Origin of the sequence: Flavobacterium sp., assembly GCF_029945805.1 — a bacterium.
Lineage (GTDB): Bacteria > Bacteroidota > Bacteroidia > Flavobacteriales > Flavobacteriaceae > Flavobacterium.
Window position 1 is genome coordinate 75,112 of sequence record NZ_JAQSDH010000002.1, and the last position, 15,862, is coordinate 90,973.

Genomic DNA, 15,862 nt, shown 5'->3' on the forward strand with positions numbered 1-15,862 from the left:
CCAGATTTTATCTTTAAAAGTAATTTACAAACTGATCATTAACTACAAGAATGAACTTAACCGATTATACTTTTTTACTCAATAAACCCGATGCTATCAATGATAGATATGCTGAAACATTGAATACTGTTTTGGAAGCATTTCCCTATTTTCAGAGTGCGCGCGTATTGAGGTTGAAGCATTTGTACAATCAGGATAGTTTTAATTATAATTATGCACTAAAAGTGAGTGCCGCATTTACAACAGACAGAAGCATTTTGTTTGATTTTATTACTTCCGATTCGTTTGTTTCTGTCCAAAAAGGATTGTACGAAAAGAAGTTAGAAGAATTGATGAACATGAGCGTTATTGGTAGCGAGCATATCGTAGTAGAATCGAAGCAGCCAGTCGTTGACGCAGTAGAACAATCGATTTTAACTTCTATAAAAGAAGCCACATCAACAGTCGAACAAAAAGTTGAGGAAAAACTGGCTATTGGTAAACCATTAGAATTTTCAAAAAACGAAAAACACTCGTTCCAAGAATGGCTTCAATTATCTCGCTTAAAACCAATCGAAAGGGAAGAGATCAAACCGACACTTAATAATGACAAAAAGAAAAAATTAGATTTAATCGATAAATTTATCGAGAACAATCCAAAATTAACTCCAATTGCAAAAGACGCAATAATTCCAGTAGCAGAGCCCTTTTCTGAGGACACTACTCATCTGATGACCGAGACTTTAGCTAGAGTATATCTGGAACAGAAAAAATATTCAAAAGCAATTCAAGCATATGAAATATTAATTTTGAAATATCCAGAAAAAAGTAGTTTCTTTGCAGACCGAATTTCGGATATTAGAATTTTACAACAAAACAATAATTTATAACAATGGCTAATTTTACAATTTTTTTAGTACTAATAACAATAGTTTGTTTTCTATTAATAATCGTCATCATGGTGCAAAACCCTAAAGGTGGCGGTTTATCATCTTCACTTGGTGGATCAACACAAATGGGTGGTGTTCAAAAAACAACAGACTTCTTAGATAAAAGTACTTGGACGCTTGCTACTTTATTAATTGTTTTGATTTTATTATCAAGTTTAAGTTTCCCTGGAATGATGGGCGGTGCTGAATCTAAAATCATTGACGAGAATGCTACTCCAAAAACTTCAGTGCCAGCTCCGGTTCAACCTGCTGAAACTCCAAAAAAATAAGTTGTACTCAATAAATATAATGCCAGCACTGACATGCTGGCATTTTTTTTTATAAAAAACGGCAGTTTTGGTGCTTGGCACAATTTCTGACAAGCAGTAAACACAACATTCAAATAACATAAACATACAATTATGGCATTAAATATTAAACCTCTTTCAGACAGAGTGATTATTGAACCTGCAGCGGCAGAAACTCAAACTGCTTCCGGAATTATTATTCCTGACACCGCTAAAGAAAAACCACAAAAAGGAACTGTTGTTGCTATTGGAAACGGTAAAAAAGACGAACCCTTAACGGTTAAAGTTGGTGATACGGTTCTTTACGGAAAATATGCGGGAACTGATTTAAAATTTGACGGAAAGGATTATTTAATCATGCGCGAGGAAGATATTCTAGCGATTATTTAAAGCAACTAAAATTACAAAACACATAAAAAAATTATGGCAAAAGATATAAAATTCGATATTGAAGCTCGCGACGGATTAAAACGTGGTGTTGACGCTTTAGCTAATGCAGTAAAAGTTACTCTTGGACCAAAAGGTCGTAACGTAATCATTGGAAAATCATTTGGTGGCCCAACTGTTACTAAAGATGGAGTTACGGTTGCTAAAGAAATAGAATTAAAAGATCCTTTAGAAAATATGGGTGCGCAGATGGTTAAAGAAGTAGCTTCAAAAACCAACGATTTGGCGGGTGACGGAACTACAACTGCCACTGTTTTGGCTCAGGCTATCGTCAAAGAAGGTTTGAAAAACGTGGCGGCTGGTGCAAATCCAATGGATTTAAAACGAGGAATAGATAAGGCGGTTGAAGCAATTGTAGCTGATTTAGCGAAACAAGCGCAGGTAGTAGGAAGCGATTCTGAAAAAATCAAACAAATTGCTTCGATTTCAGCTAATAACGACGAAATTATTGGTGATTTAATCGCGACTGCTTTCGGGAAAGTGGGCAAAGAAGGAGTCATTACGGTTGAAGAAGCCAAAGGAACGGATACTTACGTTGACGTTGTGGAAGGAATGCAATTTGACAGAGGATATCTTTCTCCGTACTTCGTTACGAATCCAGAAAAAATGAATGTCGAATTGGAGAATCCGTATATTCTTTTATATGATAAAAAAGTATCTTCTTTAAAAGAACTGTTACCTATATTAGAACCCGTTGCACAATCAGGGAAACCTTTATTGATTATTGCTGAAGATGTTGACGGTGAAGCTTTATCCACTTTGGTAGTAAACAAATTACGTGGTGCATTGAAAATCGCTGCTGTAAAAGCTCCTGGATTTGGCGACAGAAGAAAAGCAATGTTAGAAGATATTGCAATCCTTACTGGCGGAACTGTAATTGCGGAAGAAAGCGGTTATACATTGGAAAATACAACGTTGGAAATGTTAGGGACTGCTGAAAAAGTTACCATCGACAAAGACAATACTACTTTAGTGAATGGTGCCGGAAGTGCAGACATGATTAAAAATCGTGTCAACCAAATTAAAGGTCAGATGGAAACAACAACTTCTGACTACGATAAAGAAAAATTGCAAGAACGTTTGGCTAAATTAGCTGGCGGTGTTGCTGTGCTTTATGTTGGTGCTGCTTCTGAAGTAGAAATGAAAGAGAAAAAAGACCGTGTTGACGATGCGCTTCATGCAACTCGTGCTGCCGTCGAAGAAGGAATTGTTGCTGGTGGTGGCGTTGCTTTATTAAGAGCAAAATCAGTATTGGACAAAATTAAATCAGAGAACGCAGATGAAGCTACTGGAATTCAAATCGTTTCTCGCGCTGTGGAATCTCCTTTGAGAACGATTGTTGAAAATGCTGGCTTAGAAGGTTCTGTAGTTGTAGCAAAAGTATCAGAAGGAAAAGGAAATTTTGGTTACAATGCCAAAACAGACGAATACGTAGACATGTTGAAAGCAGGAATTATCGATCCTAAAAAAGTAACACGTGTAGCACTTGAAAATGCTGCTTCAGTTGCAGGAATGATATTAACTACCGAATGCGCCTTAGTTGAAATAAAAGAAGATAACGCTGGAGGTGGAATGCCAATGGGTGGTGGAATGCCAGGAATGATGTAATCGTCAAAAAAATATGTTAAAAACGTCCCAAATTTTAGGGACGTTTTTTTTTGTAATTAAAAATAATATACCTTTAAAAAATACTATTTTACTTATGAAAAGAATTACAATTATTTATTTTCTTATTTTACAATTTACTGCAAATTGTATCTTGAGTCAAAATCAAGCAGACGAAAACCAATCAAAAATTGCAGCCATCCTAGATAACTACTTTGATTTAGAGCGGGAAGCAATTCACCTTCATTTAGATAAAAGTACGTTCCTAAATACCGAAGAAATATGGTATCAAGGATACATTATAAATAGAAAGACAAACAAACCTTATTTTACAACCAATGTGTTTGTGTTATTGTTTGACGAAACCGGAAAACAGCTTTCGGAAAAATTGGTATTTGCGAGCAATGGCGCTTTTTCTGGAAAAATAGAATTAGACCCTAAATTAGATTCCGGAAACTATTATGTTCAAGTCTATACCAATTGGATGAATAACTTCAGCGAAAACGAATCAACTATTACTAAAGTTAGCATCATTAATCCGGAACAAGGATTAAAAGTATATAATAAAGTTAATGTTGCATCCCTAGATATTTTTTTGAATCCGGAAGGCAAAAGTTTGATTAAAGAGGTTTCTAATACAATCGGCGTTCAAGTAAAAGACTGTCGCGGCAATTCGCCAGAAAATCTTGACGCCAATATCGTGGATAGTAACGGTGAAATAATAAAAACTATAAAATTAAACCGATTTGGTTTGGGTAAGTTTGACCTTATTCCCACGAACGAAATCGTAAAAGTAACCGTAAATTACGGGTCCAAAACTCTAGAAAAAACTTTGCCAAATGCTGATTTAATTGGAGTTTCCATTGAAGCAAATACTTTTTCAATAGAAAATAAAACGGCTATTAAAATAAAAACAAACAAAGCCAGTGCTGACGTATTCAATTCGAAAAGATTAAATCTAGTGGTTCACCAAGACCAAAAAGTTACTATGTATCCTTTTGAATTTAAACCAAACGAATACGAAAAAACTTTTTTAATCAACAACAGTGATTTGGAAGAAGGAATTAATACGTTGAGAATAATTGACAATGACTTAAAGCAGTGGTCAGAACGTTCAGTATTTATAAGTTCTAACAAAAGGAACGACAATTTTAACGTATTAAAAAATAAACGAAATCAGGACAAAATAAGCTTGATTGGATATTCCGATTATCCAAAGTCAATAGTAAGTATTTCCGTTTTACCTGAAGACTCAAAAAGCAATAATGAAGACAATTCAATTATTGCTGGAATTACTATTAATCCGTATTTGAATAATGCGTTGACCCATGCAAATTATTATTTAGTTGCGCAAAACCGACTAAAATTATTTGAATTGGATTTGGTTCTAATGAACGAAGCAAAATCTAAATACAATTGGGATTCTATGAAACTAAACCCACCGACTTCTCTTTATAGTTTTGATATCGGAATCAATTTAAAAGGCACTATTGATGCTTCAACTAAAGATAAAACATCTCACAAAGTAAATCTTGTCACCTACAAAGACATGATCGTAAAAACCGCTGACGTTTCTGAAAAAGGAGAATACCTATTTGAAAATTTGGTGCTAACCGATTCTACTTTAGTCAATCTAACACTGCAAAAACTACCTAGCACTGAAGAACTAAAAGCAAAATTAATTCCACAAATTCTAAACAGAAAAAAACAATTCAACAAACCAATCACCGATTTAATAACACAAAGCTGCACTGACAACTCGGATTTTGAAACTATCGTGGATTTTGATATTCCAAAAATAGAAGGTAAAATAATCAATCTTGATGCCGTTGTTATAAAAAAGAAAAGTGCAACCCCAAAACTAGAACACGGAAATATACTCGCTAACACAATGCTACGAGGATTTAAGATTGACCAAAGCAACAATCACAGCAGCCTTATGAATTTTATTGAATACAATGGGTTTAATGTTTTAAGAGATGAGGGAAACATAAAGATAACGGTTAGACAAAAAAACTCTTTAAATCTGCCTGATCAAACCCCATTAGTGTATGTTAATGACCGAATGCTTTTTAACAGTTATGATGAAATAGAATTTATGAAAATGATTGATATTGAAGAAATCTATATTGATTCTCATGCAATTGTAGCTAGCATGAACAACAACCACGGGATTATTAAAATATATACCAAAAGACCAAAAACGGGTTATTTCAGTAAACCTAATCCAAATTCGTTTTTTATTAAAGAGGCCTTTTCAGAAAATGTTTCCTTTAAAAATGCAGAATATGATAACACACAAACTAAAGGATTTGACAATTTTGGAGTTATAGGATGGTCGCCAAGAATCATAACAACTGAAAACGGGAATTTTTCGTTTGATGTAATTGATTACAACAAGTCCAAATGCAAGATTATAATTGAAGGAATGACGCCTGAAGGTGAATTATTTCAAACAGAAAGAATAGTTGAGCTAAAATAAAAAAAGCCCCAATAATTAAATTATTGGGGCTTTTCATTTTTATTCTTGTTCTTGTTCTTGTTTTGGTGTCTTTTTAATCATCTTCATAATAACAGGAAATGTAGAAATTAATATAATGATAATGATAATTTTCTCGATGTGATCCTTTAAATCGATCTCAAATTTCTCTAAAAACATTCCATACAAATAATGTCCTGCGAAAATCAAAGTAAACGACCAAAGTAATGAACTCAAAATATTATAAAACATAAACTTCTTTTTATCCATCGAAACAATTCCGGCTATAATTGGAGCAAAAGTTCTAAATATTGGTAAAAAACGAGCAAAAATAATTGCCTTTCCACCGTATCTCTCAAAGAAATCTTTGGATTGAATTAGGTATTTTTTCTTGAACCAAAAACTATCTTCTTTTTTATACAAGTAATAACCACTTTTGGAACCAAACCAATATCCCATCATGTTTCCTACAATTCCAGCAGCAGCAACTAACAAAGCTAAAAGTGTCACATTTGCAAAATCACTTTCAATTACAGTAAAATTTTCAATCAAATCACGGCTGTAAATTCCAGCTAAAAAAAGCAAACTGTCGCCAGGTAAAAAGAAACCCGCAAAAAGACCAGTTTCGGCAAATACAATAAACAATACAAGCCACAAACCAATTTTTGTTCCATAAATATCAAAATTTATGTAATACTCCGGATTTAATAGTTGCAACCAATCAAAATCATTCATGAATTGTAAAATTTAAGTCAATAAAATCGAGCGTGAAATTAGTTCTTTTTTTTGGGATTTAGAGCTACAATTAACGCTTTTTTATGACTCAAAATCTCGTTTTTAAAAAATAAAAAAGCTCCCCAGTTTAGGGAGTTTTGAAATTATTTTCTCTCGTACAAGCAACAACTGTGGAGTTTTGCATATACTCCATCTTCAGCTTTGACTTTGTCAGTATCATGTCCAATTTTAGCAACGGCTTTTTCAACATCAAGCACCGAACATTTTTCTTCGTTAATAATCAAATGCAAGATATGATTATCTATATGCCATTCTGCACTCTTAACTCCTGCAACTGAAAAAGCTGCTTTTTCAATTCGTTTTTTACACTGTTCGCAGTTGCCGTTTACTTCAATATCGTATTTGGCATTTTTCTTTTTTTTCTCCTGTGCTTGGGTCGAAAGTGCCACAAACAGTACCATTATTCCTAAAACTATATTTTTCATTTTTATGTATTTTTACTGTTATTGATTTTTAACTGTTATTGATTTTTGAAATTGCAATTGAATCTATTTTATCTTAAAACGCACTCCAGCATAATACATCTGTCCAAAAACGGGTGCATAAACAATGGATGTGTCAAAAGTTGGCCCAAATGGATTATTTGCTCCCAAAATAGCTTTATCTTGACGGTAATTTCCAATATTTTCTCCTCCAACATACATTTCAAATGTACTCGAAAAAGTTCTTGTAATTTGGGTATTCATAACAGCAAATGATGGCGAAAATTCAGGCAGTCGATCTTGTGCTGGATTGCTAGCGGCAAAAGGCAATTGCTGTTTTCCGAGCCAATTCGTTGTAAAGTCAAATTTCCATTGTTGTCCTTTTTCCTTAATATGTGTTTCAAATTCTATGTTTCCAAATAATCGGTGTTTTGCTTGTAAAGGTCTTTGAAAACTTCCTGAAAGATAATCGGTCGAAATATCATAATATTTATAAGCTGTTCGCAGATTTAAATGTTTGATAATTTCCAAATTGAAATCCAACTGAAAACTATTAGCAAATGACTTCCCTCTTAAATTATAGAACAAAACGGTTTGAGGTGAATTCATCACATCCACAACGGCTTGATTTTGAAAATCAGTACGATAAAAATCAACAGTAGTATCGGCACTCATGCCAAATAATTTAAAACTTTGAGTAAAACTAACGCCATAATTCCATGCAATTTCGGGAGCTAAACCGTAGATTTTACCATTAGTATCCAAAATGGAGAAAGTTCGTGAACTTGCAAAAAGATTCTGATTTTCAGCAAATATGTTAGCGGCACGCTTTCCACGTCCGGCTGAAAAACGAAAAACAGATTTTTCCCAAGGATTGTATTTTACATGAAGTCTTGGCGTAAAAAACACCCCTAACCTATTGTGATAATCAAATCGTCCACCAATAATGTAACTCAGTTTTTCACTGTCATCAAAGGTATATTCAAAGAAAGCGCCAACAGAATTATCGATACGACTTACATCAGAAAGGTTTACAAATTCTGAATATTTATCATAGGTAAAGTTCAAACCTGTTGCAAATTTGTTTCGGGTATTATTGATAATCGAATTGAAAATTAAATTGGAGTAATAGCTTTGTTGCTTGATGTCGTATTGATTTAAACCAAAATACGATTGCTGATTGTGATTGCTAAAGGCATTTTGGAAACCGATACTTTGATACGGCATATCTTTAAAAACATAACCCACTTTGGAAGAAAAATCAATTCGTTCTGTATTTATTTCGGAACCCCAAAAATTGGTTGTTAATCGATCGCGGTCTGGATCAAAACCAAGTTCTCCCGTTTGTTTTTCATCATTCATATACCTAAGATTGATGAAGGAAACCCAACCCGTTTCCGGATTAGCGTATTGCCAACGATTTGCAATGTTGAACTGTTTTCCTAATGGATTATCAAGAAATCCATCATCATTCATGTCATTCTTAGAAACTCTCGTGTTTCCGTGAATGAAGACGCTTGTTGCCCAATGATCGGAGACTTTCTTATTGATGTGAGTATTTAATTCGAAACGAGAATCTGTCGAACCATAAGCATTCAAAAAGAAGGGAATATCTCCAAGAGGTTTAATTAATTCGGTGTTGATTTGGCCCGAGATACTTTCAAAACCATTCACAACGCTTCCTGCGCCTTTGGTAATTTGAATGCTTTCTACCCAAGTACCAGGTGTGAAAGATAATCCATAAGCCTGCGAAGCACCGCGAACAGAAGGAATATTTTCCTCTGTAATCAATATATACGGACTAGTTAAACCCAACATTTTGATTTGTTTTGTTCCGGTAAGTGCATCCGAAAAATTCACATCAATGGACGGGTTGGTTTCAAAACTTTCCGCAAGATTACAGCAAGCAGCTTTGAGCAATTCTTTACTAGTAACAACAGTAGTATTTGCCGTTAAAGAGAATGATTTTTTAAGTCCTTTTTTCTTGGATTCTATTTTGACTTCTTCTAATTTTTCCTGTTTTGGCGGATCCTGATTAACCTCTTTTTCTTGTGAAAAAGTAGCTAAAGAAAACAACAATGTTAGAAATAACAGTATTTTTTTCATCATAAGTGATTTTAATATTCGTAATAAATTAACTTTTATCGAATACTAAAATTACGCGTAGAAAGTGAGTTGACAGTAGAGTTTGTAAAGGGGCGGCGCATTGGTTTCGCCATAAAAGGATATGAACTTGTCGCTACTATTTTCGACGTCAATTATTGAAGATACTGAATAGTTGTATGATGAAAAATAAGCAGGTTGACAATCAAGAGCAAGTGTCTTAATAATAATCTTCTCTGTTTTAATTTTAAGATTTATTTTTTTGTCAGAACAGCATTCTTTATGAGTAATTTCAGGTTTAGCACAGCATTTTAACTCAAGATTATCAGGTATTTGCTTGGTAAGTTCGCTGGCACTTGGCCCACATATTTCTTCCTCAGAAAATATAGAAGATATGGAAGCTATTTTTCCTTCGCAATAATGCACAGTAAAGGCAAGACCTGAATTGGAAACCAAAACGAGCAATGCAACTAAAAGGCTAATGTGCTTTTTAAAAATCATGCGCCAAAGTTACTAAAAAACCTTTCTCCAAAAACTTAACATTGAATTAAAACTTTATAATTCAAACTCTTGACCCATTAATGGAACAACACAATCGAAACCATATTTTTCTTGTATTTTGATACGCAGTTCATCAGCTGGTTGATTTTCTCCGTGTACCAAAAATACTTTTTTAGGTTTGGGTTTTAATTCTGATAACCAATTAAGTAAATCGGTTTGGTCGCCATGTGCTGAAAGCCCTTCAATTTCGTATATTTTGGCTAGAACCGGATAATATTTTCCATAAATTTTAATATCAATTGCTCCTTCCAAAAGTTTTCTTCCTCGAGTTCCTTCTGCCTGATAACCTACTATTATAACCGTTGTTTCAGGCAAGCCAATATACTTTTCTAAATAGCTCAAAACCCTTCCGCCAGTAATCATTCCGCTTGCTGCAATAATTACTTTTGGGTTTTTATTGTAAATCATCTCAATTGTTTCCTGATATTCTGAAATCATCGTAAACGTTTGACACATTTCGGTGCAATCTTGTTCAGAAAGTTTGTGCCACTTTTTATTATTTAAAAAAACATCCAAAACACTTATTCCCATTGGGGTATCTACAACGTAGGGAATATTAGGAATTTTTTCTTCTTTTTTTAGTTGCCAAATTAGGTACATAATACTTTGGGCTCGCTCTACTGCAAAACTGGGAATAATGACTGTTCCACTGTTTTGATAGGCCGTATTAATGTAAGTTTCTAACAATAATTTTACATCTTCATCAGGATGAATCCGATTGCCATACGTACTTTCTAAAAAAACATAATCGGCCATTTGAGGTTTGATGGGCGAATACATAAGCACATCATTATCACGACCAATATCGCCCGAAAACACTAATGTTTTTCCTTCTATCTTTAACTCGATGGAACAGGCGCCAATGATATGACCTGCGTTTCTAAAAACAGCAGCTATTTCAGCATCGAGCGGTACTTCTTCATTAGGTTTGATTACTTTAAATAAAGGAAATACTTCTTCAGCTTGCTCAACATTATATAAAGGTTCTGCTTTTTCATGTTTTGAAAAATGCTCTTTGTTGGCTCTATTGGCATCTTCTTCCTGTATTTTGGCGCTGTCAAGAAGAATTAATTTACTAATTGCCGCGGTAGGAACTGAACAATATATTTTACCTTTAAATCCTTGACTAACCAATCTGGGCAACCAACCACAATGATCTAAATGACCGTGTGTCAGCAATACAAAATCAATTGTACTTGGTAAAATTGGTAATGGTTCCCAATTGAGCTCGCGTAAAGGCTTAATACCTTGAAACAACCCACAATCAATTAAAATTCTAATTCCGTTACTTTCAATTAAAGTTTTGGAACCGGTTACGGTTCCTGCCCCACCAATAAATTTAATTTTCATAATTACAGATATTTACAAAGTTCAGAGACTTCTTTATTCACGTTTTTTATTCTAATTGGACTAAGACCAATTGTTTCCAGCACTTCTACGTTACCAATAATTTCTCTCGCCAAAATAATATCTAACACCATCAATTTATCTTTTTCAGCTAATGTCAGTGTGGTTAAACAAGTAATGGGATACAATTGTTTTTCATCAATTGTTCTTCCCAAACTAAATTTTGGAGGATAATCCCAACTTAATAATTTCAATCCAGAACAATTGGCAAAATCCATCGCGTCAGAAGTAAAGCGGTTGTTTGTTGCGATCCAACAACTTGAAATTTTGTCGCTTCTGGAAAAAACAGGATGATTTCTATCTTTTAAATCATTGAATCTGGAAAGAATGTACATTGGAATTTTTACATCAGAATTGGTTTCCCTTCTTGGATGAAACTTACATTCTATCATTTCAATATCGTCATTTTTTTTAATAACAACGTCTATCTCGTGACTCACACATTTACCCTGTAAAAAAAGGTTGGTCTTTGTTTCATATCCTTTTGAAGCGAATAACCTTGAAATGAATTTTTCAAAGAAAAAACCCGCTGGCCCAAGCATCTGAATGGCAACTCTTAAATTATATCGAGCGGCATTTGAGTTGGAAACCTTTTTAAGCAGACTAAAAGCAAGTTTATAGATTTTTTTAGTAGTAATACCATCGTAAATTTCAGCATCAATCACACCTAGAATGTCATCTACAATTAGCATGCTCGCACCTGATTTTAATAAAGAACTTTTAAGTTTCTCGCGATTGAATTCAACAATATTCCCAGAGCGTTTTACTATTTTCATAAACTTCAAATTACTAATGTGGCTTATTGAACAGTAGTAAAGTTACGACAAAAGGCTTACTTTTTAATCTGTTTTTGGTAATAAAATGCTGGAATAAATAATAAAATAAAAATTGGTTGAATTAAAAATCGTCTAATATAGAACAGCGTCATTTTATTTTCCTCTCCAAAGAAATTTAGAATAAAAATAAAGGCAATCATCAAAATTGAACCCAAAATCATATACAGTAAAGCCGAGAATTTTACTATTTGTGTATCGTTAAAAATCACATACAATAAAAAAAGCGAAATCACAGAATTAAGGTAAAATCGAATTCCTAAACTAAAAAATAATTTAAAAATATTAATTTTCGGAAAAGCCAATTGTGAATATTCATCTTTGAAATAGCTCAAAAACGGATCGTAAAAAAGTGTTTCTTCGAATGCTCTTATCAAAATTAAAAGCAGTATAAGAAACAATGACCAGCCAATTTTTCCTTTATTTTTTTGTAGTACCTGTAGCATGAATAGAATATTTGTTAACCCAAATGACCCATAATAAAAAAACAACGCCATAAATCACAAGCGGAAAAATCACCCCATGCATCAAATGTTCATAGTGCGGAAGATGGTACAATCCGAAACACAAAAGTGCAATTCGGCTAATATTCAGCACATGAATCAAGACACATCCAAAAATTATAAAAAGAATCGTGTTTTTAAATTTTCCGGTAAATGCAATTACAAACGAGATAAATAGAATAATTACGCTCAAAGCATTGCAGCCTTCAATAATCCTAGAAATATATTTTCCTTTATAAAACAATTTTACCGATGGCTCGGTCAAATGCGGCATAGTGAACGACTTAGCATCGAGCCAAGACAAAACCGAAGCTGATTCGTCAGCGACTAATTGCGTAAAAGTATCGACTTCTGCATTTTTTGCATCAAAACGTCCTAAATAGGATTGATAAATGAACGTTAAAATCAAATAACTAATAATAAATTTTCCGAGAAAAACTAAAAAAGGTTTGTAGTGCAACAACAGATTTTTCAAAAGATAATTTTTAACAAATTTATATAAAATTAGAAAAGTTCAGTTGCTACATTTGCATTAAATTGAATTTAAACATCGTTTTCATTTATTTGCACATATTAATTGTCTAAAAAATAAACAATGAATTTTGAAAGCCTAAAAGCTCAGGTTATTACTATTCTTTCTGATGCCAATTCGGAAAGAGACATCAAATTAAAAAATCTTTGCCAATTCTTGTCGGATACTGTCGATTATTATAATTGGGTTGGATTTTACTTTGCCAATCATGAAAACAAAACATTACATCTCGGCCCTTATGTTGGTGCTGAAACCGATCATACCGTAATTCCATTCGGAAAAGGAATCTGTGGACAGGTTGCGGAATCGAATGCCAATTTTGTTGTTCCCGATGTTGCTGCTCAAGATAACTATATTGCTTGTAGCTTTACAGTAAAATCAGAAATTGTGGTTCCGCTCTTCGTTAAAGGAATTAATATTGGCCAAATCGATATCGACAGTCATGTTATCGATCCGTTTACTAACGCTGACGAACGCTTTTTAGAGTTTGTAAATGAACAGGTTTCAAAATTATTTTAATCCAGTTCAAAAATTCCATCATTTTCCTATATTTGGTACGTTTATGAAACCATTTTATTCTCGTCGCAAATATGCAATTTAACGTCGAAGCTTTAGAAATTCCTTTTTTCGCCCAACTATTAATTTTACTAGTATTAGCGCGTTTTTTTGGCGAAATTATGGAACGATTCAAACAACCGGCTTTAATTGGCGAAATTATGGCTGGAGTTATTCTCGGTCCAACCATTTTAAATTTCATTCATAGAACGGAAGAATTAAAAGTCATTTCAGAATTAGGGGTGTTTTTATTAATCATCATTGCTGGATTAGAAATTAATTTTGATGGTATCATTAGGTCGCTGAAAGGGAGAAACATAATCATATCGCTTTCCGCCTTTTTCATACCCTTTTTTGCTGGTTTTTTTCTTGGAAAAATTTTCCAACTAGACATCATGGCAACGATTTTTATAGGCTTATGCATCGCAATTACCGCGCTTCCTGTCAGCATCCGCATCCTAATGGACTTTGGCAAACTCAATACGCCGTTAGGACAAAAAATTATTTCGATTGCTATTTTTGACGACATTTTAGCACTTTCGATCCTTGGAATTATTTTGGATTTAAAAGATATTGAACTTTCATTTTTTAATATTAGTAAAACGGTTATTTTCACACTTTTCAAATTAACTTGTTTTGTTCTATTAATTATTGCTTCGTATAAATTAATAGAACGTTTTTCTCGAAAAGAAAATTTTATCGAAGAAAAACTAAATATTGTTTTGGGATTTTTAAAGGGAAAAGAATCGCTGTTCGCGATTTTCTTCGTTTTCGTATTAATATTTGCCACAATAACTGAAAGTATTGGTTTGCATTTTATCATTGGTGCTTTTTTTGCCTCCATGTTAATTTCGAAAGAACTAGTTGGCGAAAAGCATTTAAATACAATTCACAACACCACAAACGGAATGGCAATGGGTTTTTTGGCGCCAATATTTTTTGCGGGTATCGGACTTGAATTTGAATTTTCATCCATTGAGAATTACCCACTTTTAATTTTAATAATTTTAATTTCTTTTGCCTCAAAAATTATTGGCGGATATATAGGTAGTAGAATGGCAAAACAAAATCACAAAACAGCATTAGCTATTGGAATTGGTTTGAATGCCCGAGGAATTATGGAATTAGTAATCGCAAACATTGCTTTTAAAGCAGGCATTATTTCATTAGAAATCTTCTCTATGCTTGTAATAATGGGCGTATTTACGACGATTTGTACACCTTTCTTGTTAAAGAAAGCATTCCAATTGGTTGAAGAATAATTTAAATTTGACTTTTAAAAAATAATTTTTATTTAAATAATTTTTATCTAATAAATATTTTTACCTTTGCACACGAATTGAGAAATCCTCGATTCATACATAATAATCATTTAAAGAAATATTGGAATGTATCTAAGTAAAGAAACAAAATCAGAAATCTTCGCTAAACACGGAGGAAAAGCAGAAAACACAGGATCTGCAGAAGGACAAATTGCATTGTTCACATTTAGAATCTCTCACTTAACAGAGCACTTGAAAAAAAATCGTCACGATTACAACACTGAGCGTTCGTTAGTACTTTTAGTAGGTAAAAGAAGAAGTCTTTTGGATTACTTGAAGAAAAAAGAAATCAACAGATATCGTGAGATTATCAAAGAATTAGGAATTAGAAAATAATTCATAGAAAAGAGGTGCGAAAGTGCCTCTTTTTGTTTTTAGATTAAAAAGAAGAAAAGTTTCGGTTTTTCATTGGGTTACAAAACAACAACTACAACAACACAACTATTCTGTCGACAGGCGGAGACCAATGTAAAAATTAAAAAAAGGAAAATTTATGATTCCACAATTATTTGTAGAAAAAATCGATTTAGGTGATGGAAGAAGCATCACAATCGAGACAGGTCGTTTAGCTAAACAAGCTGACGGAGCTGTAGTAGTAAGAATTGGTAAAACTGTAATCCTAGGAACAGTGGTATCATCAAGAAAAGCAAGTCCAGGTATCGACTTTTTACCATTAACGGTAGATTATCGTGAAAAATTTGCAGCAGCAGGTCGTTTCCCTGGTGGATTCTTCAAAAGAGAGGCTCGTCCAAGCGATAACGAAGTGCTAACTATGAGATTAGTTGACCGTGTATTGCGTCCACTTTTCCCAAGCGATTATCACGCAGAAGTTCAAGTTATGATTCAGTTAATGTCGTATGACGAAGAGGTTATGCCAGATGCATTAGCAGGATTAGCAGCTTCGGCAGCACTTGCATTATCTGACATTCCGTTTGAAACCTTGATTTCTGAAGCAAGAGTGGGTAGAATTGATGGAAAATTCATCATCAACCCTTCTCGTGCACAATTAGAATTGTCTGATATCGACATGATGATTGGAGCTTCTATGGATTCTATCGCAATGGTAGAAGGTGAAATGAAAG

The 15,862-nt window shown here is 33.5% G+C and carries 16 protein-coding genes and 1 pseudogene; 9 read left to right on the plus strand and 8 right to left on the minus strand.

The window, feature by feature from the left end; all coding sequences use genetic code 11:
* Positions 1 to 50 precede the first annotated feature (50 nt).
* From PSU83_RS00780 to PSU83_RS00800, 5 genes are all read left to right on the plus strand, one after another.
* Positions 51 to 869, plus strand: a complete 819-nt coding sequence (locus PSU83_RS00780; protein WP_300585634.1) for a tetratricopeptide repeat protein — start codon at positions 51 to 53, stop codon at positions 867 to 869.
* Between the two features lie 2 nt (positions 870 to 871).
* Positions 872 to 1,198: a preprotein translocase subunit SecG gene (secG, locus tag PSU83_RS00785; RefSeq protein WP_300585637.1), complete on the plus strand. Its 327-nt coding sequence runs from the start codon at positions 872 to 874 to the stop codon at positions 1,196 to 1,198.
* Positions 1,199 to 1,330: 132 nt separating this feature from the next.
* The gene (locus tag PSU83_RS00790) at positions 1,331 to 1,606 is read left to right on the plus strand and encodes a co-chaperone GroES (RefSeq protein ID WP_300585639.1); all 276 of its coding nucleotides are present in this window, start codon (positions 1,331 to 1,333) and stop codon (positions 1,604 to 1,606) included.
* A 33-nt stretch (positions 1,607 to 1,639) separates the two neighbouring features.
* Positions 1,640 to 3,271, plus strand: a complete 1,632-nt coding sequence (gene groL / locus PSU83_RS00795) for a chaperonin GroEL (RefSeq protein WP_300585641.1) — start codon at positions 1,640 to 1,642, stop codon at positions 3,269 to 3,271.
* Between the two features lie 94 nt (positions 3,272 to 3,365).
* On the plus strand, positions 3,366 to 5,750 hold the full coding sequence (locus PSU83_RS00800; RefSeq protein ID WP_300585643.1) for a hypothetical protein: 2,385 nt from the start codon (positions 3,366 to 3,368) through the stop codon (positions 5,748 to 5,750).
* A 39-nt stretch (positions 5,751 to 5,789) separates the two neighbouring features.
* Here the strand turns inward: PSU83_RS00800 and PSU83_RS00805 are convergent, their stop codons facing one another.
* The 8 genes from PSU83_RS00805 to xrtF all read right to left on the minus strand — a co-directional run bounded on the left by PSU83_RS00805 (position 5,790) and on the right by xrtF (position 12,846).
* Complete coding sequence (locus PSU83_RS00805) at positions 5,790 to 6,482, minus strand: VTT domain-containing protein (RefSeq protein ID WP_300585646.1); 693 nt, start codon at positions 6,480 to 6,482, stop codon at positions 5,790 to 5,792.
* Positions 6,483 to 6,625: 143 nt separating this feature from the next.
* Positions 6,626 to 6,967 (minus strand): metal transporter, encoded by a 342-nt coding sequence (locus PSU83_RS00810; protein WP_300585648.1) that lies wholly within the window; start codon positions 6,965 to 6,967, stop codon positions 6,626 to 6,628.
* Between the two features lie 63 nt (positions 6,968 to 7,030).
* Positions 7,031 to 9,073 (minus strand): TonB-dependent receptor, encoded by a 2,043-nt coding sequence (locus tag PSU83_RS00815; RefSeq protein ID WP_300585650.1) that lies wholly within the window; start codon positions 9,071 to 9,073, stop codon positions 7,031 to 7,033.
* Between the two features lie 48 nt (positions 9,074 to 9,121).
* Positions 9,122 to 9,568: a hypothetical protein gene (locus tag PSU83_RS00820; RefSeq protein WP_300585651.1), complete on the minus strand. Its 447-nt coding sequence runs from the start codon at positions 9,566 to 9,568 to the stop codon at positions 9,122 to 9,124.
* A 54-nt stretch (positions 9,569 to 9,622) separates the two neighbouring features.
* Positions 9,623 to 10,978, minus strand: coding sequence for an MBL fold metallo-hydrolase (locus PSU83_RS00825; protein WP_300585653.1), 1,356 nt, complete (start codon positions 10,976 to 10,978; stop codon positions 9,623 to 9,625).
* A gap of 2 nt (positions 10,979 to 10,980) precedes the next feature.
* The gene (locus PSU83_RS00830; RefSeq protein ID WP_300585655.1) at positions 10,981 to 11,811 is read right to left on the minus strand and encodes an ATP cone domain-containing protein; all 831 of its coding nucleotides are present in this window, start codon (positions 11,809 to 11,811) and stop codon (positions 10,981 to 10,983) included.
* Positions 11,812 to 11,867: 56 nt separating this feature from the next.
* The gene (locus tag PSU83_RS00835) at positions 11,868 to 12,314 is read right to left on the minus strand and encodes an exosortase F system-associated protein (RefSeq protein ID WP_300585657.1); all 447 of its coding nucleotides are present in this window, start codon (positions 12,312 to 12,314) and stop codon (positions 11,868 to 11,870) included.
* Positions 12,289 to 12,846 carry an exosortase family protein XrtF gene (xrtF, locus tag PSU83_RS00840; RefSeq protein WP_300585658.1) on the minus strand — a complete coding sequence of 186 codons (558 nt, stop codon included), beginning with the start codon at positions 12,844 to 12,846 and terminating at the stop codon, positions 12,289 to 12,291. The genes PSU83_RS00835 and xrtF overlap by 26 nt, the downstream gene beginning before the upstream one ends.
* Positions 12,847 to 12,966: 120 nt before the next feature.
* On the opposite strand from xrtF, the gene PSU83_RS00845 reads away from it, so the two are divergent.
* The 4 genes and pseudogenes from PSU83_RS00845 to PSU83_RS00860 all read left to right on the plus strand — a co-directional run.
* Positions 12,967 to 13,422, plus strand: coding sequence for a GAF domain-containing protein (locus tag PSU83_RS00845; protein WP_300585660.1), 456 nt, complete (start codon positions 12,967 to 12,969; stop codon positions 13,420 to 13,422).
* A 71-nt stretch (positions 13,423 to 13,493) separates the two neighbouring features.
* Positions 13,494 to 14,720 carry a cation:proton antiporter gene (locus tag PSU83_RS00850; protein ID WP_300585663.1) on the plus strand — a complete coding sequence of 409 codons (1,227 nt, stop codon included), beginning with the start codon at positions 13,494 to 13,496 and terminating at the stop codon, positions 14,718 to 14,720.
* Between the two features lie 126 nt (positions 14,721 to 14,846).
* Complete coding sequence (gene rpsO, locus PSU83_RS00855) at positions 14,847 to 15,116, plus strand: 30S ribosomal protein S15 (protein ID WP_300585665.1); 270 nt, start codon at positions 14,847 to 14,849, stop codon at positions 15,114 to 15,116.
* A gap of 157 nt (positions 15,117 to 15,273) precedes the next feature.
* A pseudogene (locus PSU83_RS00860) lies at positions 15,274 to 15,862 on the plus strand (polyribonucleotide nucleotidyltransferase); the annotation flags it as partial.

Excerpts from the sequence above, each read along its gene's own strand:
- PSU83_RS00780 (WP_300585634.1), top strand. The coding sequence starts at position 51 with ATGAACTTAACCGATTATACTTTTTTACTCAATAAACCCGATGCTATC.
- secG (WP_300585637.1), top strand. The coding sequence starts at position 872 with ATGGCTAATTTTACAATTTTTTTAGTACTAATAACAATAGTTTGTTTT.
- PSU83_RS00790 (WP_300585639.1), top strand. The coding sequence starts at position 1,331 with ATGGCATTAAATATTAAACCTCTTTCAGACAGAGTGATTATTGAACCT.
- groL (WP_300585641.1), top strand. The coding sequence starts at position 1,640 with ATGGCAAAAGATATAAAATTCGATATTGAAGCTCGCGACGGATTAAAA.
- PSU83_RS00800 (WP_300585643.1), top strand. The coding sequence starts at position 3,366 with ATGAAAAGAATTACAATTATTTATTTTCTTATTTTACAATTTACTGCA.
- PSU83_RS00805 (WP_300585646.1), bottom strand. The coding sequence starts at position 6,482 with ATGAATGATTTTGATTGGTTGCAACTATTAAATCCGGAGTATTACATA.
- PSU83_RS00810 (WP_300585648.1), bottom strand. The coding sequence starts at position 6,967 with ATGAAAAATATAGTTTTAGGAATAATGGTACTGTTTGTGGCACTTTCG.
- PSU83_RS00815 (WP_300585650.1), bottom strand. The coding sequence starts at position 9,073 with ATGATGAAAAAAATACTGTTATTTCTAACATTGTTGTTTTCTTTAGCT.
- PSU83_RS00820 (WP_300585651.1), bottom strand. The coding sequence starts at position 9,568 with ATGATTTTTAAAAAGCACATTAGCCTTTTAGTTGCATTGCTCGTTTTG.
- PSU83_RS00825 (WP_300585653.1), bottom strand. The coding sequence starts at position 10,978 with ATGAAAATTAAATTTATTGGTGGGGCAGGAACCGTAACCGGTTCCAAA.
- PSU83_RS00830 (WP_300585655.1), bottom strand. The coding sequence starts at position 11,811 with ATGAAAATAGTAAAACGCTCTGGGAATATTGTTGAATTCAATCGCGAG.
- PSU83_RS00835 (WP_300585657.1), bottom strand. The coding sequence starts at position 12,314 with ATGCTACAGGTACTACAAAAAAATAAAGGAAAAATTGGCTGGTCATTG.
- PSU83_RS00845 (WP_300585660.1), top strand. The coding sequence starts at position 12,967 with ATGAATTTTGAAAGCCTAAAAGCTCAGGTTATTACTATTCTTTCTGAT.
- PSU83_RS00850 (WP_300585663.1), top strand. The coding sequence starts at position 13,494 with ATGCAATTTAACGTCGAAGCTTTAGAAATTCCTTTTTTCGCCCAACTA.
- rpsO (WP_300585665.1), top strand. The coding sequence starts at position 14,847 with ATGTATCTAAGTAAAGAAACAAAATCAGAAATCTTCGCTAAACACGGA.